General features: G+C 69.6%; 19 protein-coding genes and 1 tRNA gene. 10 read left to right on the top strand and 10 right to left on the bottom strand.

Annotation, left to right across the window (positions count from 1 at the left end; translation table 11 throughout):
- Window positions 1-21: 21 nt before the first annotated feature.
- Together ACWZJV_RS07460 and ACWZJV_RS07465 are read right to left on the bottom strand one after the other, a co-directional pair.
- Entirely contained in the window at window positions 22-966 is a 945-nt protein-coding gene (locus ACWZJV_RS07460; RefSeq protein ID WP_457180834.1) for an alcohol dehydrogenase catalytic domain-containing protein, read from the bottom strand.
- Between the two features lie 53 nt (window positions 967-1019).
- Complete coding sequence (locus ACWZJV_RS07465; RefSeq protein ID WP_040756517.1) at window positions 1020-1682, bottom strand: hypothetical protein; 663 nt, start codon at window positions 1680-1682, stop codon at window positions 1020-1022.
- A gap of 81 nt (window positions 1683-1763) precedes the next feature.
- On the opposite strand from ACWZJV_RS07465, the gene ACWZJV_RS07470 reads away from it, so the two are divergent.
- Entirely contained in the window at window positions 1764-2336 is a 573-nt protein-coding gene (locus ACWZJV_RS07470; RefSeq protein ID WP_457180836.1) for a hypothetical protein, read from the top strand.
- A 15-nt stretch (window positions 2337-2351) separates the two neighbouring features.
- Here ACWZJV_RS07470 and lysA read toward each other — a convergent pair whose 3' ends face one another.
- Window positions 2352-3737 (bottom strand): diaminopimelate decarboxylase, encoded by a 1386-nt coding sequence (lysA, locus tag ACWZJV_RS07475; protein WP_457180838.1) that lies wholly within the window; start codon window positions 3735-3737, stop codon window positions 2352-2354.
- A complete protein-coding gene (gene argS / locus ACWZJV_RS07480) occupies window positions 3737-5401 on the bottom strand; it encodes an arginine--tRNA ligase (protein WP_008362114.1) in 1665 nt (554 codons plus the stop codon). Before argS ends, lysA begins: the two co-directional genes overlap by 1 nt.
- 86 nt (window positions 5402-5487) lie before the next feature.
- Here argS and ACWZJV_RS07485 point away from each other — a divergent pair.
- Window positions 5488-5560: transfer RNA gene (locus ACWZJV_RS07485), tRNA-Arg, on the top strand.
- A 92-nt stretch (window positions 5561-5652) separates the two neighbouring features.
- Window positions 5653-6198: an RNA 2'-phosphotransferase gene (locus ACWZJV_RS07490; RefSeq protein WP_457180840.1), complete on the top strand. Its 546-nt coding sequence runs from the start codon at window positions 5653-5655 to the stop codon at window positions 6196-6198.
- A gap of 12 nt (window positions 6199-6210) precedes the next feature.
- On the opposite strand, the gene ACWZJV_RS07495 is transcribed toward ACWZJV_RS07490, so the two are convergent.
- Window positions 6211-6417, bottom strand: a complete 207-nt coding sequence (locus ACWZJV_RS07495) for a DUF4287 domain-containing protein (protein ID WP_457180842.1) — start codon at window positions 6415-6417, stop codon at window positions 6211-6213.
- Window positions 6418-6551: 134 nt separating this feature from the next.
- Here ACWZJV_RS07495 and ACWZJV_RS07500 point away from each other — a divergent pair, with 134 nt between their 5' ends.
- The 3 genes from ACWZJV_RS07500 to ACWZJV_RS07510 are packed head-to-tail and all read left to right on the top strand — an operon-like array spanning window position 6552 to window position 7898.
- The gene (locus ACWZJV_RS07500) at window positions 6552-7127 is read left to right on the top strand and encodes an acetoacetate decarboxylase family protein (RefSeq protein WP_457180844.1); all 576 of its coding nucleotides are present in this window, start codon (window positions 6552-6554) and stop codon (window positions 7125-7127) included.
- Between the two features lie 36 nt (window positions 7128-7163).
- On the top strand, window positions 7164-7511 hold the full coding sequence (locus ACWZJV_RS07505; protein ID WP_457180846.1) for a VOC family protein: 348 nt from the start codon (window positions 7164-7166) through the stop codon (window positions 7509-7511).
- A 54-nt stretch (window positions 7512-7565) separates the two neighbouring features.
- Complete coding sequence (locus ACWZJV_RS07510; protein WP_457180848.1) at window positions 7566-7898, top strand: MazG-like family protein; 333 nt, start codon at window positions 7566-7568, stop codon at window positions 7896-7898.
- A 3-nt stretch (window positions 7899-7901) separates the two neighbouring features.
- Here ACWZJV_RS07510 and ACWZJV_RS07515 read toward each other — a convergent pair whose 3' ends face one another.
- A complete protein-coding gene (locus tag ACWZJV_RS07515; RefSeq protein WP_008362108.1) occupies window positions 7902-8663 on the bottom strand; it encodes a lysophospholipid acyltransferase family protein in 762 nt (253 codons plus the stop codon).
- 52 nt (window positions 8664-8715) lie between these two features.
- On the opposite strand from ACWZJV_RS07515, the gene ACWZJV_RS07520 reads away from it, so the two are divergent.
- Window positions 8716-9564: an alpha/beta fold hydrolase gene (locus ACWZJV_RS07520; protein ID WP_196873161.1), complete on the top strand. Its 849-nt coding sequence runs from the start codon at window positions 8716-8718 to the stop codon at window positions 9562-9564.
- Here ACWZJV_RS07520 and ACWZJV_RS07525 read toward each other — a convergent pair whose 3' ends face one another.
- Window positions 9565-10512: an LCP family protein gene (locus ACWZJV_RS07525; protein WP_457180851.1), complete on the bottom strand. Its 948-nt coding sequence runs from the start codon at window positions 10510-10512 to the stop codon at window positions 9565-9567. It abuts the gene before it with no gap.
- Window positions 10509-11162: a hypothetical protein gene (locus tag ACWZJV_RS07530; protein ID WP_457180853.1), complete on the bottom strand. Its 654-nt coding sequence runs from the start codon at window positions 11160-11162 to the stop codon at window positions 10509-10511. The genes ACWZJV_RS07525 and ACWZJV_RS07530 overlap by 4 nt, the downstream gene beginning before the upstream one ends.
- Before the next feature lie 220 nt (window positions 11163-11382).
- Between ACWZJV_RS07530 and ACWZJV_RS07535 the strand changes: the two genes are divergently transcribed.
- On the top strand, window positions 11383-15126 hold the full coding sequence (locus ACWZJV_RS07535; RefSeq protein WP_196873159.1) for a multifunctional oxoglutarate decarboxylase/oxoglutarate dehydrogenase thiamine pyrophosphate-binding subunit/dihydrolipoyllysine-residue succinyltransferase subunit: 3744 nt from the start codon (window positions 11383-11385) through the stop codon (window positions 15124-15126).
- Between the two features lie 67 nt (window positions 15127-15193).
- Here the strand turns inward: ACWZJV_RS07535 and ACWZJV_RS07540 are convergent, their stop codons facing one another.
- Window positions 15194-17377, bottom strand: coding sequence for an MMPL family transporter (locus tag ACWZJV_RS07540; RefSeq protein WP_457180856.1), 2184 nt, complete (start codon window positions 17375-17377; stop codon window positions 15194-15196).
- A gap of 85 nt (window positions 17378-17462) precedes the next feature.
- Here ACWZJV_RS07540 and ACWZJV_RS07545 point away from each other — a divergent pair, with 85 nt between their 5' ends.
- Window positions 17463-18149, top strand: a complete 687-nt coding sequence (locus ACWZJV_RS07545; protein ID WP_457180858.1) for a TetR/AcrR family transcriptional regulator — start codon at window positions 17463-17465, stop codon at window positions 18147-18149.
- A gap of 12 nt (window positions 18150-18161) precedes the next feature.
- The gene (locus tag ACWZJV_RS07550; RefSeq protein WP_008362094.1) at window positions 18162-18338 is read left to right on the top strand and encodes a DUF6104 family protein; all 177 of its coding nucleotides are present in this window, start codon (window positions 18162-18164) and stop codon (window positions 18336-18338) included.
- A gap of 101 nt (window positions 18339-18439) precedes the next feature.
- On the opposite strand, the gene ACWZJV_RS07555 is transcribed toward ACWZJV_RS07550, so the two are convergent.
- Window positions 18440-18643, bottom strand: coding sequence for a hypothetical protein (locus tag ACWZJV_RS07555; RefSeq protein WP_457180860.1), 204 nt, complete (start codon window positions 18641-18643; stop codon window positions 18440-18442).
- Between the last annotated feature and the right edge of the window lie 22 nt (window positions 18644-18665).

An 18665-nucleotide genomic window follows, 5' to 3' on the forward strand; every position in this document is an offset into this window, starting at 1 on the left:
ACACTCGCACGCTGATCCGGGTCAGGTCAGGAGCACGACCTTGCCGCTGGTCTCGCGGGCCTCGAGCGCACGATGGGCCTCGGCGGCCTCGGCGAGCGGGAAGGCGGAGCCGACGTAGGGCCTGCGGGTGCCGTCCGCGGCGGCCTCGAGCGCGGCCTGCTCGAACTCCTTGATCCGGCCCTGGACCCAGGGACCGAGGATGTCGATGATCTTCGCGCCGCCCTCGTAGCCGTCCTGGTCGCCGGAGAACCGGACCATCCGGCCGTCGTCCTCGAGGTGGGCGTAGACCTGCCTGGGTACGTCACCTCCGACCCCGTCGAGAAGAACCGTGATGCGCGGCTCCTGTGCTCGAAGGCGCTCGAGCCAGCCGTCCGCGCGATAGTCGATCGCCGTCTGCGCGCCGAAGCCGCGGGCGATCTCGAGCTTGGCCTCCGACCCCGCGAGCCCGACCGCGCGTGCGCCCGCGTTGCGGACGCCCTGGAGCAGGATCGCGCCCATGCCGCCCGCCGCCGAGGTGACCACGACAATGTCGTCGGGAGTGATCTGGGCGGCCTCGAGCACGGCGGCCGAGGTGCGCCCGGTGCCGATCGCGGCGACCGCCGTGGCCGAGTCGAGGCCGTCGGGACGACGGTAGAGCTGCTTCTCGTCGGCGACGGCGAGCTCGGCGTAGCCGCCGCTGCTTCCCGGGCCGAGGTGGGCGACGACCTTCGCACCCCGCCAGGCCTCGTCGACGCCCTCACCGATCTCGTCGACCACCCCGGCGACCTCGCGGCCGGGCGTCATCGGGAGCTCCGGTCGCGGCATCGTCGGCGGAAGGTCGGCCGCTCTGATCGAGGTGTCGAGGCGGTGGACGCCGGCGGCCTCCACCCTGATGCGTACCTGTCCCGGACCTGGGGTCGGGTCGGGCACCTCCTCGAGGCGCAGGACCTCCGGACCACCGAACTCGTGCTGTCTGATCGCTCGCATGCCTCGAGTCAACCTGCTCAAGTTGACTTGAGGTCAAGCGATTTCCGAGAACCTCAGGAGAGCTCCGGGATCGGCCGGAGCACGGCGGCGACGTCACGCGCCAGGCGTACGCGCCGGAGCAGCTCCTCCACGTCGGGCTCGACATCGGTGGTGACGGTGATCGCGTCCTCGCGCGCCACCACCCACAGGCGCTCGTCGACGACGTGGCTCGCGAACCGGGACAGCGACCTGGCGTGCTCCTCGTCGGCCGCGATGACTGCGCCGTCGGGAGTGGTCACGTTGGTCTTGGCACGGAACTCGGGCGGGAAGAAGACCGGCGTGGGCACCCGGCCGGTGCCGGTGTTGCCGGAGCCCGGCGAGAGTCCGATCATCGCGGCCGTCTTGGGCAGATGGGCGGGAACCCGCACCACCACCCAGCGGGCCGGGCGCCACGGCCCCTTCCCGGGGGACGCCTTGCCGTGCCAGTACTCGACCAGGATGCCGTCGCAGGTGCCGTCGACGACGAGGTCGCAGCGCTCGGCACGTACGTCCGGGCCCAGCACCTCCCACCGCACCGGCCGCTGCGCAGCGGCCTTGCCGGTCACCACCGGCCAGCCGAACGTCTGCGCCGCACGGGTCACGCTCTCGCGCCGTTCCTTGGTGAGCCGGGCGAAGGACGCTCGCGGCGCCTGGGAGGGCGCCGCGAGCGGTCCTTCTGAGTAGACCCCCCTCGGCATGCGGACCATCGTAGGCTCACGAACCCCCGGATTTCGGGAAGGCGAAACCGAATTTCCTGCTCTGCGCGGTTTGATGGGTGGGTGCTGTTCCCCAACGCCGACCTCGAACGCATCCGCACCGGCGACGTCGACCTCGCCTTCCGCCGCTGGAAACGGCCCATGCACGTCGCCGGCGGCCGCCAGCGCACCCGGATGGGCGTGGTCGAGTTCGTGTCCGTCTCACCGGTGTCCCCGGATTCGCTGACCGAGGACGACGCCCGCCGGGCGGGCACGACGCTCTCGGACCTGCTGGCGTTCCTGTCCCGCAAGGACGGCGAGGTCTACCGGATCGAGATGCGCTTCGCCGGCGAGGACGAGCGGGTCGCTCTCCGTGCGAGGCGCCCGGGCAAGAAGGAGACCGACGCGCTCGTCGCGAGGCTGGCCGACATGGACCGCCGCAGCCGCCGCGGCCCGTGGACCAGGGAGCACCTCGAGCTCATCGAGGCCCGGCCCGGCGAGCTGGCCGAGACCATCGCTGCCTCGATCGGCCGCGAGAAGAAGCCGTTCAAGGCCGACATCCGGCGGCTCAAGGAGCTCGGTCTCACCGAGTCCCTCCCTGTCGGCTACCGGCTCTCGCCGCGTGGGCGGGCGGTGCTTCGGGCGCTGCGGAGGTGAGGGGTTCGCGCCCGCTCAGCCCATGTCGGTGGCGAACAGGTCGGCCTCGGTCTCGCGCCGGACGATGACCCGGGACTCCCCGTCGCGGACCGCGACGACCGGGGGCCGCAGCGCGTGGTTGTAGTTGGAGGCCATCGAGCGTCCGTACGCACCGGTGCCCGGGACCGCGATCAGATCACCGGGAGCGATGTCGGCGGGCAGGAACTCGTGCTTGACCACGATGTCGCCGGCCTCGCAGTGCTTGCCGACCACGCGCCCGAGCACGGGTCCGGCGGACGAGGCCCGCCCGGCCAGGGTGGCGGAGTAGTCGGCGTCGTAGAGAGCGGTGCGGATGTTGTCGCTCATCCCGCCGTCGACGCTCACGTAGGTGCGGGTGACGCCGCCGTCGAGGGCGACCTCCTTGACCGTGCCGACCGTGTAGACGGTGCACATCGACGGCCCGACGATCGCCCGACCGGGCTCGATCGAGAGGTGCGGCACCGCGAGACCGAAGCCGCGGCACTCGTGCTCGACGATCGCGGTGAGCTCCTCGGCCAGGGCCTTGGGCGTCGAGGGGTCGTCCTGGGTGGTGTAGGCGATGCCGAAGCCACCACCGAGGTCCATCTCGGGCAGCTCGGTGCCGAGCTCGTCGCGGATCCGCGCCTGCAGCGCCAGCACGCGCCGCGCGGCCACCTCGAACCCCGAGGAGTCGAAGATCTGGGAGCCGATGTGGGAGTGGAGCCCGCGCAGCTCGACGTTGGGGGCGGCCAGCAGGCGGCGTACGGCCTCGAAGGCGTCGCCCGACGAGATCGAGAAACCGAACTTCTGGTCCTCGTGGGCGGTGGCGATGTACTCGTGGGTGTGGGCCTCGACCCCGGCGGTCACCCGCACCATCACGCGGGCGGTGATGCCGGTCTCGGCCGCGATCGCGGAGACCCGCTCGACCTCGACGAAGGAGTCGACGATGATCCGCCCGACACCGGCGACGATCGCCCGGCGCAGCTCCATCGGGGTCTTGTTGTTGCCGTGGTAGCCGATCTTCGCCGGGTCGACCTCGGCCCGCAGCGCCACCGAGAGCTCGCCGTCGGAGCAGACGTCGAGGCAGAGCCCCTCCTGCGCCACCCAGCGCGCGACCTCGGTGCACAGGAACGCCTTGCCGGCGTAGTAGACGTCGTAGCCGGTGAAGGCGTCACGGAACGCGCGGGCGCGCTCGCGGAAGTCGACCTCGTCCAGGACGTACGCAGGTGTGTTGATGTTGGCGACCAGGTCGGGCACCGCGACACCCCCGACGGCGAGGACACCGTCGGTCTTCTCGGCCGTCGCCGACCACAGCGCGGGCACGAGGGCGTTGACGTCGTCCGGCGTCTTCAGCCAGACCGGGGAGGTGCCGGTGAACGAGCCCGGCGATGCGTGCGCCGTCATCACATCCGCTCCGGGGCGGAGACGCCGAGCAGGCCGAGGCCGTTGGCGAAGACGGTGCGGGCAGCCGAGACGAGCGCCAGCCGGGCCAGGTTGACGGGAGCCACCGGCTCGTCGCCCTTGGGCAGCATCCGGCAGTCGTCATCGTCGTACCAGCGGTGGAAGATCCCGGCGGTGTCCTCCAGGTAGCGGGCGACCCGGTGCGGCTCGCGCAGCTCGGCGGCGGTCGCGACCACGCGGGGCAGCTCGGCCAGCGCGCGCAGCAGCTCGCCCTCGCGCGCGTGGGTGAGCAGCGACGGGTCGAACGTGTCGAGGTCGATCGCCATGCCGAGGTCGGCGGCGTTGGCCATCATCCGGCAGGTGCGCGCGTGGACGTACTGCACGTAGTAGACCGGGTTGGCGCTGTCGGCCTTGGCCCACAGGTCCAGGTCGATGTCGATGTTGGAGTCGCTGGAGTAGCGGGCCAGCGCGTAACGGGCGGCGTCCACCCCGATCGCCTCGACGATGTCGTCGATGGTGACCACGGTGCCGGCACGCTTCGACATCCGCATCGGCTGGCCGTCCTTGAGGAGGTTGACCATCTGGCCGATCAGGATCTCGAGGTTCTCGTGGGGCGTGTCGCCGAAGGCGGCGCACATCGCCATCATCCGGCCGACGTAGCCGTGGTGGTCGGCGCCCAGCATGATGAAGCAGCGGTCGAAGCCACGCTCGCGCTTGTCGAGGTAGTAGGCGAGGTCGCCGGAGAAGTAGGCCCCGTTGCCGTCGGCCTTGATGACGACGCGGTCCTTGTCGTCACCGAACTTCTCGGTCGCGAGCCAGATCGCGCCGTCCTTCTCGTAGACGTTGCCGAGCTCGCGGAGCTTCTCGATGGCGCGCTCGACGGCACCGGACTTGTGGAGGTTGTCCTCGTGGAAGTAGACGTCGAAGTCGACGTTGAAGTCGTGCAGGCTCTTCTTGATCTCGGCGAACATCAGCTCCACGCCGATCGCACGGAAGACCTCCTGCGGGTCGTCGGCCTCGAGCGCGTTCGGCTCCTTGGCCAGGACCTGCTTGGCGATCTCCTCGATGTAGGCCCCGCCGTAGCCGTCCTCGGGGACCGGCTTGCCCTGCGCCCAGGCCAGGAGGCTCCGGGCGAACCTGTCGATCTGGCCGCCGTGGTCGTTGAAGTAGTACTCCCGGGTCACCTCGGCGCCGGACGCCTCCAGCACACGACCCAGCGCGTCGCCGACCGCGGCCCAGCGGACGCCACCGAGGTGCAGCGGGCCGGTCGGGTTGGCGGAGACGAACTCCAGGTTGATGTTGTGACCCTTGAAGGAGTCGTTGTTGCCGTAGGCCTTGCCGGCCGCGACGATCTCGCCCGCCAGCTTGCCCTGGGCACCGGCCTCGACGGAGATGTTGAGGAAGCCCGGACCGGCGATCTCGACGTCGGCGACGCCGTCGCTCTCCTTGAGCTTCGCGGCGATCTGCTCGCCGAGCTGGCGGGGGTTGGTGCCCGCCTTCTTGGCCAGCTGCAGCGCCACGTTGGTGGCGTAGTCGCCGTGGCCCTTCTGCCTGGGTCGCTCCACCGTGACAGTGCTCGGAACGCCGTCGGGAAGGGTGATCGCACCCTCATCGACGAGCGCGGTGAGGACATCGACGACCGCGGTGGAAAGCTGCTCAGGAGTCACGGGGTCCAGCGTATAAGCGCCAGTCGGTTTCACCGTTATCCGTCCCAGCCTGTAGGGTTCCATCTGCACCGCTCAGGTGGTGCACTGCCTCCGTAGCTCAGGGGATAGAGCGCCGGTTTCCGGTACCGTAGGCCGCAGGTTCGATTCCTGCCGGGGGCACAGTTGGAACCGCTGGGTGACCAGCGGTTTCTTTCATTTCAGCCGATAACCGGAAGCGACCGAGGCCGTCGGCATGCCAGTCTGTGGCCAGCATGGACAAGACAGACGTACGCCGCTCCAAGCGGCTCTCACAGGTGCTGAGGCACCAACCCGGTTCCGTGGGCATCGAGCTGGACCCGCACGGCTGGGTCGATCTGCCCACCCTTCTCGATGCCCTCGCCGCCCACGGCTCCCCGATGACTCGCGATGACGTCGACCGAGTCGTACGCGGCAACGACAAGCAACGCTTCGAGATCGACGCAGTGCTCGACCGGATCCGGGCACGACAGGGCCACACCGTCGAGGTGGACCTGGGTCTCGCCCCTGCCGAACCGCCGGCAGTGCTCTTCCACGGCACACCACGCACCAACGTCGAGTCGATCCTCGCCTCCGGCCTCGACCGACGCCAGCGGCACCACGTCCACCTCTCCCCCGACCGCGAGACCGCGGAGCGCGTCGGCGCCCGACGTGGCGACTTCGTCGTCTTCCGGGTCGACGCGGCCAGGATGCGCGCCGACGGGCTCATCTTCTGGCGCACCGACAACGACGTCTGGCTGACGGACGCGGTGCCCGCGGGCTATCTCGCACTGGACCTCTGACGCATCTGCGACTCAGAGACCCTCGGCAAGGGTGTGGGCGACGAGGGCGTTGGCGTGTCCGTGCCCGAGGCCGTACTCGGTCTTCAGGTGGGCCACGATCTGCATGTGCTTGGTGATCCCGCAAGTGCGGACGATCTGCTGCCACTCCGCGATCGGGCGGCCGTACTTCTTCTCGATGGACGGGAAGTAGGAGGCGGGGCCCTTCACCTGGTCGGTCATCTCTGGTCTCCTTGGTAAACCGTGGCGACGATCGCCACACGCCTACGCGTCGAACCCAGCACGACCGCTTCGACACGGACCAACCAAAAAATTCGGGAGACCTCGTGACCAGCTATCCCCCAGCCCCTTGGCACATGCACGGATCGATGTGGCTCTCGGTCTACCGGCTCGCTCACGACGTCGACGAGCGGCACCCGAAGGGCATCTACGCCGTCGCGCTGGTCGACTACACCGAGCCGAGCCCGCTGACCTACCACGAACTCCTCTCCGCCCGGGTGATCACCGCCTCCAACGGGAAGAAGGCGGTGAGCGTGGTCGACATCTGGGTGGACTCCCCCGACTCCGTGGCCGGCGGCCGTACGTTGTGGGCGATCCCGAAGGGCCTGGCCAAGTTCAGCGGAGGGTCGTCCGAGAAGGGGCCGCTGGCGTCCCACACCTGGGAGGCGAGCAACGACGACGGCCCGATCGCGACGGCCAGGTTCAACGACGTCACCCAGCTCGCCCCGCGCATCCCGATGCAGGGCAACGTCGAGCAGCCCGGCATCGAGGAGCACCCGGACACCGCCTGGCTGACCATGAAGGGCGGCGCCAAGCTCCTGCCCGCCCGGGGCACCTGGACCTTCGACCCCGACGGCCCCCTCGCCTACCTCCGCGACGCCACCAAGCTCGGTTCCTTCCGCGGCAAGGGCTTCGAGGTCGACTTCGGCTGAGCAAAGTGTCGGTGGCTGCACGTAGCGTCGAGGGGCATGAACGCACTCCACATCGACTACCTCGAGCTCGCGGTCACCGACCTCCCGGGCTCGCGCACCTTCTACGAGTCCGCCTTCGGCTGGACCTTCAACGACTACGGCGGCATGTACGCCGGGATCGTCGGCCCCGACGGCAAGGACGAGAACGGCGGGATGTACGCGTCCGAGACCCCGGTCGCGCCGCTCCCGCTGATCCGCACGACCGATCTGGAGGCCGCGGTGGCGGCGGTCGAGAAGGCCGGCGGGACGATCGCGGAGCCGCCCTACGACTACCCCGGCGGACGCCGGTTCATCTTCACCGATCCGTCCGGAAACCGGCTCGGCGTGTACCAACCCGCGGAGTAGCCGCTAAACCTAAGGCTCGACCGAATTACGGGGACCGCCCTAGACTCCCACCGCATGACCGACGCTACGCCGGCTCTGCTCGCGTATCTGTCCCGGTGGCTCGATGAGTCCCAGGGCGATCGTGAGGCGGAAGCCGTTCTCTGGGGGAGAGTCGCGAAGGTGAGCGAAGAGGCAGGCGAAGCCATCGCCGCACTCGTCGGAGCCACCGGCCAGAATCCCCGATTGCGCCCTCTCTGGGGCGACACCCACAGCTACGACGACGTCGTCGAAGAGCTCCTCGATGTGGCGATCACCGCGATCGAGCACATGACCGGCAACGACGCGAGGCTCGGCCTCTTCCACGAGAAGGTCGGCGCCGTCGCCGAGCGCGCCGGCGTCACCACCTAGCGCCTAGCCCTTCCGCTTCGCGGCCTTCCGCTGGGCGCGGAGCCTGCGCTCCTCGGCGTACATCGCCTCGGCCTCCTCGAGCGTGGGGGCCGAGCCGCCGTACGCCTTCGGCAGCCACCACGAGCCCGGCGGCTGCTCCTCGGCGGGGTGCGCCTTGATCAGCCGGTCGAGCATGGCCTCCATCTGCGCCTTGAGCGCAGCGGTCTCGGCGGCCGGGTCCTCCCCGGTCACCGGCAGCGGCGGGCCGATCTCGATGCCGATCGTCTTGTGACGCGACAGGTCGACCTTCTGACCCTTGGTCATGATCCGCTGGGTGCCCCACAGCACGACGGGGATCAGCGGGACCCCGGCGTCGGCGGCGATGCGTACGGTGCCGGTCTTGAGGTCCTTGATCAGGAACGAGCGCGAGATCGTGGCCTCGGGGAAGATCCCGACGACCTCACCGTTCTGGAGGTATTCGACGGCCTTCTTCATCCCGGCCGCGCCGTAGCTGCGGTCGATCGGGATGTGGTGGAACGAGCGCATCACCGGGCCGCCGACGGGGTGGTCGAAGACCTCCTTCTTGGCGATGAACCGGGTCAGCCGACCGCGCTCGGCTCCGGGGAAACCGGCCATGATGTAGTCGACGAACGAGAGGTGGTTGATCGCCAGCAGGGCGCCACCCTTCTCGGGGATGTGCTCCGCGCCGGTCATGTTGATCTTGATGTCGCCGAGCTTGAACCAGGTGCGAGCCGCGGCGATCGTGACCGGATAGCTGATGTCCATGGGGCGAATCGTGTCACGTCGGCGTCAACGCCGCCCGACTAGCCTCGCCGGTATGAGCAGCCTTTACGTGACGACCACCGACGGGCTCCGGCTGGCCGTCACCGACTTCGGGTCTTCTGGTGACACCCGCCCGACGCTCGTCTGCGTCCACGGCTACCCCGACAACTCCAGCGTGTGGCTGCCACTGGTCAGGATCCTGGGCGGCGATCTGCGGATCGTGACCTACGACGTACGCGGCCACGGCAGCTCACAGGCACCGGCCACACGCGAGGGCTACCTGATCGAGCAGCTCAACGCGGACCTGGAGTCCGTCATCGACGCGGTCAGCCCGTCGGCGCCGGTGCACCTGCTCGCCCACGACTGGGGCTCGACGCAGACCTGGGAGGCGGTCGCCGGCAACGTACCGTCCGAGCGGATCGCGTCGTTCACCTCGATCTCGGGGCCGAGCCTGGACCAGGCGGGAGCCTGGCTGCGTACGCCCGGGAGGACCGCCCGCGGTGTCCTCGAGCGCCTCAAGCAAGGTGTCGAGTCGACCTACATCGGCTTCTTCCAGGCGCCGCTGCTCCCCGAGCTCGCCTGGCGCTCGGGAGTCCTCGACCGGATCGTCGGCGGCTCGGCCGTCGACCGCACCCGGGCCGACCGGATCAACGGCCTCGAGCTCTACCGCGCCAACGCGATCGCCCGGATGGGCCGACCGCAGCCGCGCCCGGTCAACGTCCCGGTCCAGGTCATCGCCCCGATCGGCGACGCCTACGTCAGCCGTGCGCTCGCCGCCGAGGCCCCGGAGCCGTACGTCGCGGACCTGACGGTCCACGAGGTCGAGGGCTCGCACTGGGTGGTCGCCGACCACCCCGAGCGGGTCGCGCCACTGGTGCGCGACTTCGTCGCCGCGCACGGGTGATCAGCCGCGGCAACCGCGGTTGAGCCGGCCGTCGTGGCGCGCGTCGTCGCCCATCGCCCGGGCCGCCCCGACGTTGGGGAAGACGACGCTCGCGGCACCGGCGTAGCCGATCCCGCCGGGGACGACGCAGGTGCGGATCTTGCCGGGGTTGACGGCGGCGACCGCGTGGCCGAGCTGGTAGAGGTCGCGGCCGGAGAGGCCGGTCGTGTGCATCTTCCGCATCACCAGCGAGACGCCCTTGGCCATGAAGCCGACGTCGTGCTGGCGGGCGACGATCTTGCGGTGAATGCCGCGGATGACCCGGGACTGGTTGGCCGAGCGGTCGAAGTCACCGCCGGGCAGCGTCTTGCGGGCCCGGGCGAAGTCGACCGAGTGCGGGCCGTTGATGTGGATCCGGCCCTTCTTGAAGCCGTAGGGGGCGACGTACGGGTCGCTGAAGGCACGTGGGTTGTCGACGTCGACACCGCCGATCCCGATCACCATGTCGCTCATGCCAGAGAAGGAGGTGACGAAGACGTACTGCGGCTGCACGCCGACCAGGTCGCCGACCGCACGGCCCATCAGCTTCGGGCCGCCGTAGAGCAGCGCCGAGTTGATCTTGTCGCGGCCGTGGCCGGGGATGTTGACGTAGGAGTCGCGCGGGATGCTGATGTCGGTCGCGTAGCCCGAGGACGGGTTGAAGCCGATCAGGTGCAGCGCGTCGCCGCGGGTGCGGGTGACCTTCTGGCCGGGGCGCGCGTCCGAGCCGACGGCCAGGACCCAGATCGTGCCGCCCTTGCGGGTGAACTTGGCGACGTCGAGGCCCTTGGCCCACTTGGTCGCGATCAGCTCGGCGCGCGGCTCGGCGACCTCGGCGTCAGGCACCAGGACGGCGGTCAGCGCGAGCACCACACCGAGCGCGAGCGTGGTCAGGAGGCGGCGGCGTACGAACTTCCTCAGGTGGCTCACGACTTGTCTCCCGACGGGCTCGGCGAGGCGGAGGGCGCCATGGCGGGCTTCTCCTCGCGGGTGATGTTGAAGCCGAAGACGGCCCAGGAGGTCTCGGTCGGCACCATGTCGAGGCTGCCGCGGACGGTCTGGCGCGACTCCAGGTCGCCGGTGGTGTCGTAGACCAGCCGGACCCGCGCGACCGCGCCGACCGGGTAGTTGTTGCTGGCCAGCAGGTCGACGTGGACGTCGCTGGAGACCACCTCGACCCCGTCGATGTCAGGGGCGATCGTGGCGTTGCTCATCAGGCTCATCTGCTTGCCCGCCTGGGCGATCGTGCCTTTGGAGAAGCCAGGGAAGGACTTCGCGGTGAAGGTCGAGGTCGCCCGCGGATAGTCACCCCCGACGTACGCAGCCTGCAGCCAGCGGTCGACGACCTTGGCCACGTTGGTGGCGACCGCCTGGTGCCGGCTCCTGGGGAACTTGCCCTGCACGTGGACGAGCTTCGCGGCCGACTTCACGCTCGGCGCGGGCACCGGCGACGGGGACGGCGAGGCGGCCTGCTTGTCGGGCTCACCACCGCATCCGGCGAGCGCCAGGGTGCCGCTCAGGACCGCAGCCGTGAGGGCCGCTGCGACGCGCGGAAAGCGCTTCGTACTGCTGCTCGTCATGTGGGGAATCCACCTCGTCGACCTGCTCCGGGACCGGGCCACCATACGCACAACGACCCGGGTTGCAACTTCCCCCGGCTGATAACGCAAGATGTGGCACGGATTACATCCTGTCCACAGGTAGGGCCTGCGTCGGGCATTTGCGTGTTCGTGGGGATAGCCTTGCCCGTGGGCAACCCATTTCTTACAGTGCGAAAATTCGGAAGAGGCGAATCAAGCCGTGTCCTCAGGCACCCCGTCCCCCAACACTGCCGACATCCCCGCGGAATTCGGCGCCAACGAGTGGCTGGTCGAGGAGATGTACGACCAGTACACGAAGGACCCCAGCAGTGTTGACCCCGTGTGGGTGAAGTTCTTCGAGACCAACGGACAGCCTGGCGCGTCGCCGAACGGCGCCGCGGCCCCGGCCACGCCCGCCGCTCCGGCAGCCAAGGCTCCGGTCTCCCCCGCGCCGGCCAACGCGCCCGCGCCGACCACCCCCGCATCGGCCGAGGCTCCGGCCGCCAAGGCGGCCCCGGCCCCGAAGGCCAAGCCGCGCCCCGACGCCCAGGCCGCCGAGCCGGCCAAGGGCACCGCGACGCCCACCCCCAAGGACGCCCCGAAGCCGACCGCCGTCGCCGTCACCGACGAGCCGACCTACACCACGCTGCGCGGCATCCCCGCGGCCACCGCCAAGAACATGGACGTGTCGCTCTCGGTGCCGACCGCAACCTCCGTGCGCAACATGCCGGTCAAGCTGCTGTGGGACAACCGCACCGTCATCAACAACCACCTCAAGCGCGCCCGCGGCGGCAAGGTCTCCTTCACCCACCTCATCGGCTACGCCATCATCAAGGCGATCAAGGCGATGCCGGCGATGAACAACACCTACGCCGAGATCGACGGCAAGCCGACCATGGTGACCCCGCCGCACATCAACCTCGGCCTGGCCATCGACCAGCAGAAGAAGGACGGCACCCGCCAGCTCGTCGCGCCCTCCATCAAGGGCTGCGAGCTGATGGACTTCGCCGGCTTCTGGACGGCCTACGAGGACATCGTCCGCAAGGCCAAGGACAACAAGCTGTCCATGGCCGACTACTCCGGCACCACGGTCAGCCTGACCAACGTCGGCGGCATCGGCACCAACAACTCGGTGCCGCGGCTGATGCAGGGCCAGGCCGCGATCATCGGCGTCGGCTCGATGGACTACCCGCCCGAGTTCCAGGGCGCCTCCCCCTCGAAGCTCGCCCAGAACGCGGTCTCGCGGATCATGACGATGACCTCGACGTACGACCACCGGGTCATCCAGGGCGCGCAGTCGGGTGAGTTCCTGGCCACCGTGCACAAGCTCCTGCTCGGCGAGAACGACTTCTACGACGAGATCTTCGCCTCCCTGCGGATCCCCTACGAGCCGATCCGCTGGAACCAGGACATCGACACCACCCACGACGACCAGATCTCCAAGCAGGTCAAGGTCGGCGAGATCATCCACGCCCACCGCGTGCGTGGTCACATGATGGCCGACACCGACCCGCTGGAGTACAAGCAGCGTTCGCACCCCGACCTGCAGATCGAGTCGCACGGGCTGACCCTGTGGGACCTCGACCGCGAGTTCCCCGTCGGCTCCTTCGCCGGCGGCCGCAAGCCGTTCATGAAGCTGCGCGAGATCCTCGGTGTCCTGCGTGACTCCTACGTCCGCACGACCGGCATCGAGTACATGCACATCCAGGACCCCGAGCAGCGCCGGTGGATCCAGGACCGCGTCGAGCGGCCCTACGACAAGACCCCGCGCCAGGAGCAGCTCCGGATCTTGTCGAAGCTCAACGAGGCCGAGGCCTTCGAGACCTTCCTGCAGACGAAGTTCGTCGGTCAGAAGCGCTTCTCCCTCGAGGGTGGCGAGACCGCGATCCCGGTCATCGACGAGGTCTGCGAGGCCGCTGCCGAGGCCGGTCTGGACGAGGTCACGATCGGTATGGCCCACCGCGGCCGCCTCAACGTGCTCGCCAACATCGTCGGCAAGTCCTACAACCAGATCTTCCGCGAGTTCGAGGGCAACATCGACCCGCGCACGGTCCAGGGCTCCGGCGACGTGAAGTACCACCTCGGTGCCGAGGGCGAGTTCCTCTCCGACCTGGGCGACACGATCAAGGTCTCCGTGGCCGCGAACCCGTCCCACCTCGAGACCGTCGACCCGGTCCTGGAGGGCATCGCCCGCGCCAAGCAGGACGTGCTCGACCAGGGCGCCGTCTTCCCGGTCCTGCCGCTGCTGGTCCACGGTGACGCCGCCTTCGCCGGCCAGGGTGTGGTCGCGGAGACGCTCAACCTGTCCCAGCTGCGTGGCTACCGCACCGGTGGCACCGTCCACCTGGTCATCAACAACCAGGTCGGGTTCACCACCTCGCCGGGCTCCTCGCGCTCCTCGCTCTACGCGACCGACGTCGCGCGGATGGTCCAGGCGCCGATCTTCCACGTGAACGGCGACGACCCGGAGGCCTGCGTACGCGTCGCGCGGCTCGCCTTCGAATACCGCCAGGCGTTCAACAAGGACGTCGTCATCGACCTCATCTGCTACCGCCGCCGCGGTCACAACGAGGGCGACGACCCGTCGTTCACCCAGCCGATGATGTACGACCTGATCGAGCAGAAGCGCTCGGTCCGCAAGCTCTACACCGAGTCGCTGATCGGTCGTGGTGACATCACGATCGAGGAGGCCGAGCAGGTGCTGGCCGCCTACCAGGCGCGCCTGGAGCAGGTCTTCACCGAGGTCCGCGAGGCCGACAAGATGCCGCAGGCCTGGGAGACCGTCCCGGACTACCCGGAGAAGCCTGCCGGCGAGACCGTCACCGCGATCACCACCGACGTGCTGAAGCGGATCGCCGATGCGTACGTCACCCCGCCGGAGGGCTTCACGGTCCACCCGAAGGTGATGCCGCAGCTGCAGCGTCGCGCGACCGCGATCACCGAGGGCAACATCGACTGGGGCACCGGCGAGATCCTCGCGTTCGGCTCGCTCCTGCTCGACGGCCGCCCGGTGCGTCTGGCCGGTCAGGACTCGCGTCGCGGCACCTTCGCCTCGCGCTTCGCGACCATCATCGACCGCAAGAACGCCGACGAGTGGACCCCGCTGAACAACCTCACCGAGGAGCAGGCGAAGTTCTACGTCTACGACTCGCTCCTCTCCGAGTACGCCGCCCTCGGCTTCGAGTACGGCTACTCGGTCGCGCGTCCCGACGCGCTGGTCATGTGGGAGGCGCAGTTCGGTGACTTCGTCAACGGCGCCCAGTCGGTGATCGACGAGTACATCTCGGCCGGCAAGACCAAGTGGGGCCAGGACTCCGGCGTCGTGCTGCTGCTGCCGCACGGCTACGAGGGTCAGGGTGCCGACCACTCCTCGGCGCGCATCGAGCGGTTCCTCACCCTGTGCGCCGACGAGGCCATGGTCGTGGCTCAGCCCTCGACCCCGGCGTCCTACTTCCACCTGCTGCGTACGCACACGCTCGGTGCCGAGCACCGTCCGCTGATCGTCTTCACCCCGAAGTCGATGCTGCGCCGCAAGGAGGCCGCCTCGCAGCCGGCCGACTTCACCTCGGGCTCGTTCCAGCCGGTCATCGGCGACTCCGAGGCGGACGCCTCGAAGGTCACCAGCGTTCTGCTGGTCTCCGGCCGTCTGACCTGGGACCTCGCCGTCGAGCGCAAGAAGCGGGGCCGCGAGGACGTCGCGATCGTCCGCGTCGAGCAGCTCTACCCGTGGCCGACCGAGCAGCTCGCCACCGAGCTCGCGAAGTACCCCAATGCGAAGGTCAAGTGGGTCCAGGACGAGCCCTTCAACCAGGGTCCGTGGCCGAGCTACTACCTCAACGTGGTCCCCGAGCTGGGTCGCGAGGTCGAGCCGGTCACCCGCCCGGCCTCCTCCACCACCGCCGTCGGCACGATCAAGCGGCACACGGTCGAGCAGAAGGAGCTCATCGAGCGCGCCTTCGCCTGATCCCCTGGATCAACCACGATGCCGAGTCGGCGCGTTCTGACGCGCCGACTCGGCATTGCTTTTCGGGTCAGGCAGGGACCGATACGGGCGCCCTGCTCCCCTCCTCGCTCAGCCCGACCTTCGTGTGCAGGCGCCGCAGCGGGCGCGGCGCCCACCAGGCGGCCTCGCCGAGCATCCGCATGGCGGCCGGCAGGAGCACACCGCGGATCAGGACCGCGTCGATGAGGATCGCCAGCCCGACGCCGAGGCCGAAGAACTTCATGAAGCTGATCTCGCTGACCATGAACGCGAAGAAGCTGGTCGCGATCAGGGCGGCGGCCGTGGTGACGATCCGACCGGTGTGGGCCAGGCCCTGCACGACGGCGTCGACGTTGCCCAGGCCACGCCGGCGCATCTCGGTGATCCGGCCGAGCACGAACACCTCGTAGTCCATCGACAGCCCGAACGCGATGACCAGCAGCAGCACGACCATCGAGACGTTGAGCGGCATAGAGGTGAAGCCGAGGAGGTCGGCACCCAGGCCCTCCTGGAAGATCAACACGGTCGTCCCGACGGTCGCTCCCAGGCCGATGACGTTGAGCACCAGCGCCCGCAGCGGCTGGATGAGGCTGCCGGTGAACAGGAACAGGATCACCACCATCGCGATGGCGAGCCCGCCGACGGCGTACGGCAGCTTGGCCCCGATCGCGTCCAGGGAGTCCAGCAGCTCCGCGGCGCCGCCGCCGACGAGCGCGGTGGTGCCGTCCGGGGTCGGGACAGCGCGTACGTCACGGACGAGATCGCGCGCCTCCTCGGACTGGCGGTCGAGCTGGTTGACGACGGCGAGCTCGTCCGCGCCGTCGCCCGGCGGAAGGGCCGGCGTCTCCGAGACGAGGGCACCGTCGGCGTACGTCCCGACGCGGGTGTCGACGCGGTCGACGTCATCGACCCGGGAGAGATCGGCGGCGTACGTCGCCAGGCTCTCGTCGTCGACGGTCGAGGTGGTCACCACGCGGATGGGGCTGGTGCCGTCGCCGCCGAACTCGTCGCGGAGCAGGTCGCCGGCCTGGCGGCTCCCGGCGGACGTCTGCAGGACCCGGTCGTCGGGCGTGCCGAACTCGATGCCGGCCAGCGGCGTGGCCATCGCGAGCAGGACCGCCACGACCGGCAGCGCGACCCAGGGCCGCCTGGTGACGAAGCCGGCCAGCCGGGTCCAGAACGGAGCCGCGCCGCCGCGGAGCCCACGCACACCCGGGACGCGCAGGGCGTCGATCCGATCGCCGAGGAGGGTGATCGTGGCCGGAAGCAGCACCACCGCGACGACCGCGGTGATGACCATGACCCCGATCCCGGCGTACGCCGAGGAGCGCAGGAAGTAGAGCGGGAAGACGAGCAGCGAGGCCAGTGAGACGGCGACCGTGGTGGCGCTGAAGACGATGGTCCGGCCGGCGGTCTCCACCGCGCGGACGACCGCGTCGGGGTGGCTGGCCCCGGCGGCCCGCTCCTCGCGGACCCTCGCCACCATCAGCAGGCCGTAGTCCACCGCCAGGCCCAGGCCGAGGCCGGTCGTCAGGTTGAGGGCGTAGATCGAGACGTCGGTGAAGTTGCCGAGCACCGAGAGCTCCGCGAAGGTGCCGGCGATGGCGAACCCGCCGACCCCGATCGTGACGAACGCGGCGACGACGTTGCCGAAGGCGAGGACCAGCAGCGCGATCATCAGCGGGATCGCGATCGCCTCGGCGAGACCGAGGTCGGCGCCGATCTGGGTGCCGACCTCCTCGAAGATCGCGAGCTGGCCGCCGACGTGGACGGTCGTGGCTCCGTCGGCCGCGGTGTCGTCGGTGTAGCGATCGATCACCGCGGCGGCGTCGATGCCGTCGGGGTCCTTGGCGCCGACCGAGATCAGCCCGTGGGTGCCGTCGTCCGAGACCATGCCCGGTCCGGGCGCATCGAGGTAGGAGACGACGTCGGTCAGGTCGTCGTCGGCCCGGAGGCGGTCGACGAGCGCCTGGGCGTCCTTCGCGGCCGCGCCGTCGGTCACCTTGCCGGCGTCGGCACTGACGGTGAGGAGGAAGCCGGCCTCGTTGCCGAAGCCCTCCTCCAGCGCGGTGGCCGCGCGGCTGCTCTCCGAGGCGGGGTCGTCGAAGCCGGCGTCGTCAAGCTTGCCGAAGGCCGAGGTGGCCAGGTAGATCGCGCCGAGGAGGGCGATCAGGCCGATCACCAGGACCCGGCGCGGGTTTCGCACCACAAGGGTGCCGAGTCGGTGGAACATGATTCCTCCAGAGGAATGTGGGCAGGCGTAAACTTTGCAGGTGTTAACTTTCCCTTCGATGTGGGCAGGTGTCAACATGAATTCCGTGAAATCCTCAGAGAGCTCGGACGAGGGCACCCGGCCCTACCATCACGGCGACCTCCGCAACGCCCTGGTCGATGCGGCCGCAACCCTCGCCGAGCAGGGCGGCCCGGACGCGGTGACCATCCGCGCCGCGGCACGCGCGGTCGGCGTGACCCCCACCGCGACCTACCGCCACTTCGCCAACCAGGCCGACCTGCTCGTCGCCGCCAAGCACGAGGCGATGGACCGGCTGGCCGCGACGATCCTCGACCTCCTGGCCGCCGAGAAGCCGGCACCGCACCCGGCCGAGGCCGCGGTGCAGCGCCTCGCCGCCGCCGGGCGCGGCTACGTCCAGTTCGCGCTCGCCCAGCCCGGCCTGTTCCGCACGGCCTTCCTGCGCCCCCACAACGGAGAGGATCACCCGCCCGAGGAGATCTCCGCGCTCCTCGCCGACGCCCCGCCCTACGCATTCCTGACCACCGCCCTGGACGACCTGGTGGAGGCCGGCTGGCTGGCCCCCGAGCTCCGCCCGAACGCCGAGACGGCGGCCTGGGCCACGGTCCACGGCCTCGCGGTCCTCTTCATCGACGGCCCCTACCGCGTCTTCGCCGACGCCGAGCGCGACCAGCTCATCAACGCCACCCTCGGCATGGTCGTACGCGGCCTCTCCGGTGGCCCGGCCTCCGACTCACCGCTGAACGCAGAATGAAAGACTGAGCCCATGTACTTCACCGACCGCGGCATCGAGGAGCTCGTCACCCGTCGGGGCGACGAGGAGGTCACCCTCGCCTGGCTGGCCGAGCAGCTCCAGGCCTTCGTCGACGTACACCCCGAGCACGAGACCGCCATCGAGCGGCTCGCCACCTGGCTGGCCCGCCTCGACGACCCCGAGGACTGACCCCTCGCCGAGTCCGTAGTTCTGGAGGACGAGAAATCAGTTGTGGGCGACGAAACTGAAGTTTCGTCGCCCACAACTGCGGACTCGGCCGTCAGAACTACCTATTCGCCGAGGTCTTTCTCGGCGCGCTTGGCTGCGGCGCGGAGCTCGAACAGCTCGGTGGCGAGGCCGCCGATGGCGCCGGCCACGTCACGTACGGCGCCGGTGATGATGACCGCCACCTGACCGACGGTGGTGGCCGTGACCTCGACGGCGCTCTGTGCGACATCCTTGCGGATCTCGTTCTTGCTCAGATCTGGTGCCATGACCACCCATTGTGGCCGGTCA

This window comes from Nocardioides sp. WG-D5, assembly GCF_054031175.1.

Bases quoted from the DNA above. Each gene is read 5' to 3' on its own strand.
- ACWZJV_RS07460 (WP_457180834.1), bottom strand. From the start codon at position 966: ATGCGAGCGATCAGACAGCACGAGTTCGGTGGTCCGGAGGTCCTGCGC.
- ACWZJV_RS07505 (WP_457180846.1), top strand. From the start codon at position 7,164: ATGAACGCACTCCACATCGACTACCTCGAGCTCGCGGTCACCGACCTC.
- ACWZJV_RS07465 (WP_040756517.1), bottom strand. From the start codon at position 1,682: ATGCCGAGGGGGGTCTACTCAGAAGGACCGCTCGCGGCGCCCTCCCAG.
- ACWZJV_RS07540 (WP_457180856.1), bottom strand. From the start codon at position 17,377: ATGTTCCACCGACTCGGCACCCTTGTGGTGCGAAACCCGCGCCGGGTC.
- ACWZJV_RS07495 (WP_457180842.1), bottom strand. From the start codon at position 6,417: ATGACCGACCAGGTGAAGGGCCCCGCCTCCTACTTCCCGTCCATCGAG.
- ACWZJV_RS07510 (WP_457180848.1), top strand. From the start codon at position 7,566: ATGACCGACGCTACGCCGGCTCTGCTCGCGTATCTGTCCCGGTGGCTC.
- ACWZJV_RS07530 (WP_457180853.1), bottom strand. From the start codon at position 11,162: ATGACGAGCAGCAGTACGAAGCGCTTTCCGCGCGTCGCAGCGGCCCTC.
- lysA (WP_457180838.1), bottom strand. From the start codon at position 3,737: ATGACGGCGCACGCATCGCCGGGCTCGTTCACCGGCACCTCCCCGGTC.
- ACWZJV_RS07500 (WP_457180844.1), top strand. From the start codon at position 6,552: ATGCACGGATCGATGTGGCTCTCGGTCTACCGGCTCGCTCACGACGTC.
- ACWZJV_RS07515 (WP_008362108.1), bottom strand. From the start codon at position 8,663: ATGGACATCAGCTATCCGGTCACGATCGCCGCGGCTCGCACCTGGTTC.
- ACWZJV_RS07490 (WP_457180840.1), top strand. From the start codon at position 5,653: ATGGACAAGACAGACGTACGCCGCTCCAAGCGGCTCTCACAGGTGCTG.
- ACWZJV_RS07520 (WP_196873161.1), top strand. From the start codon at position 8,716: ATGAGCAGCCTTTACGTGACGACCACCGACGGGCTCCGGCTGGCCGTC.
- ACWZJV_RS07555 (WP_457180860.1), bottom strand. From the start codon at position 18,643: ATGGCACCAGATCTGAGCAAGAACGAGATCCGCAAGGATGTCGCACAG.
- ACWZJV_RS07550 (WP_008362094.1), top strand. From the start codon at position 18,162: ATGTACTTCACCGACCGCGGCATCGAGGAGCTCGTCACCCGTCGGGGC.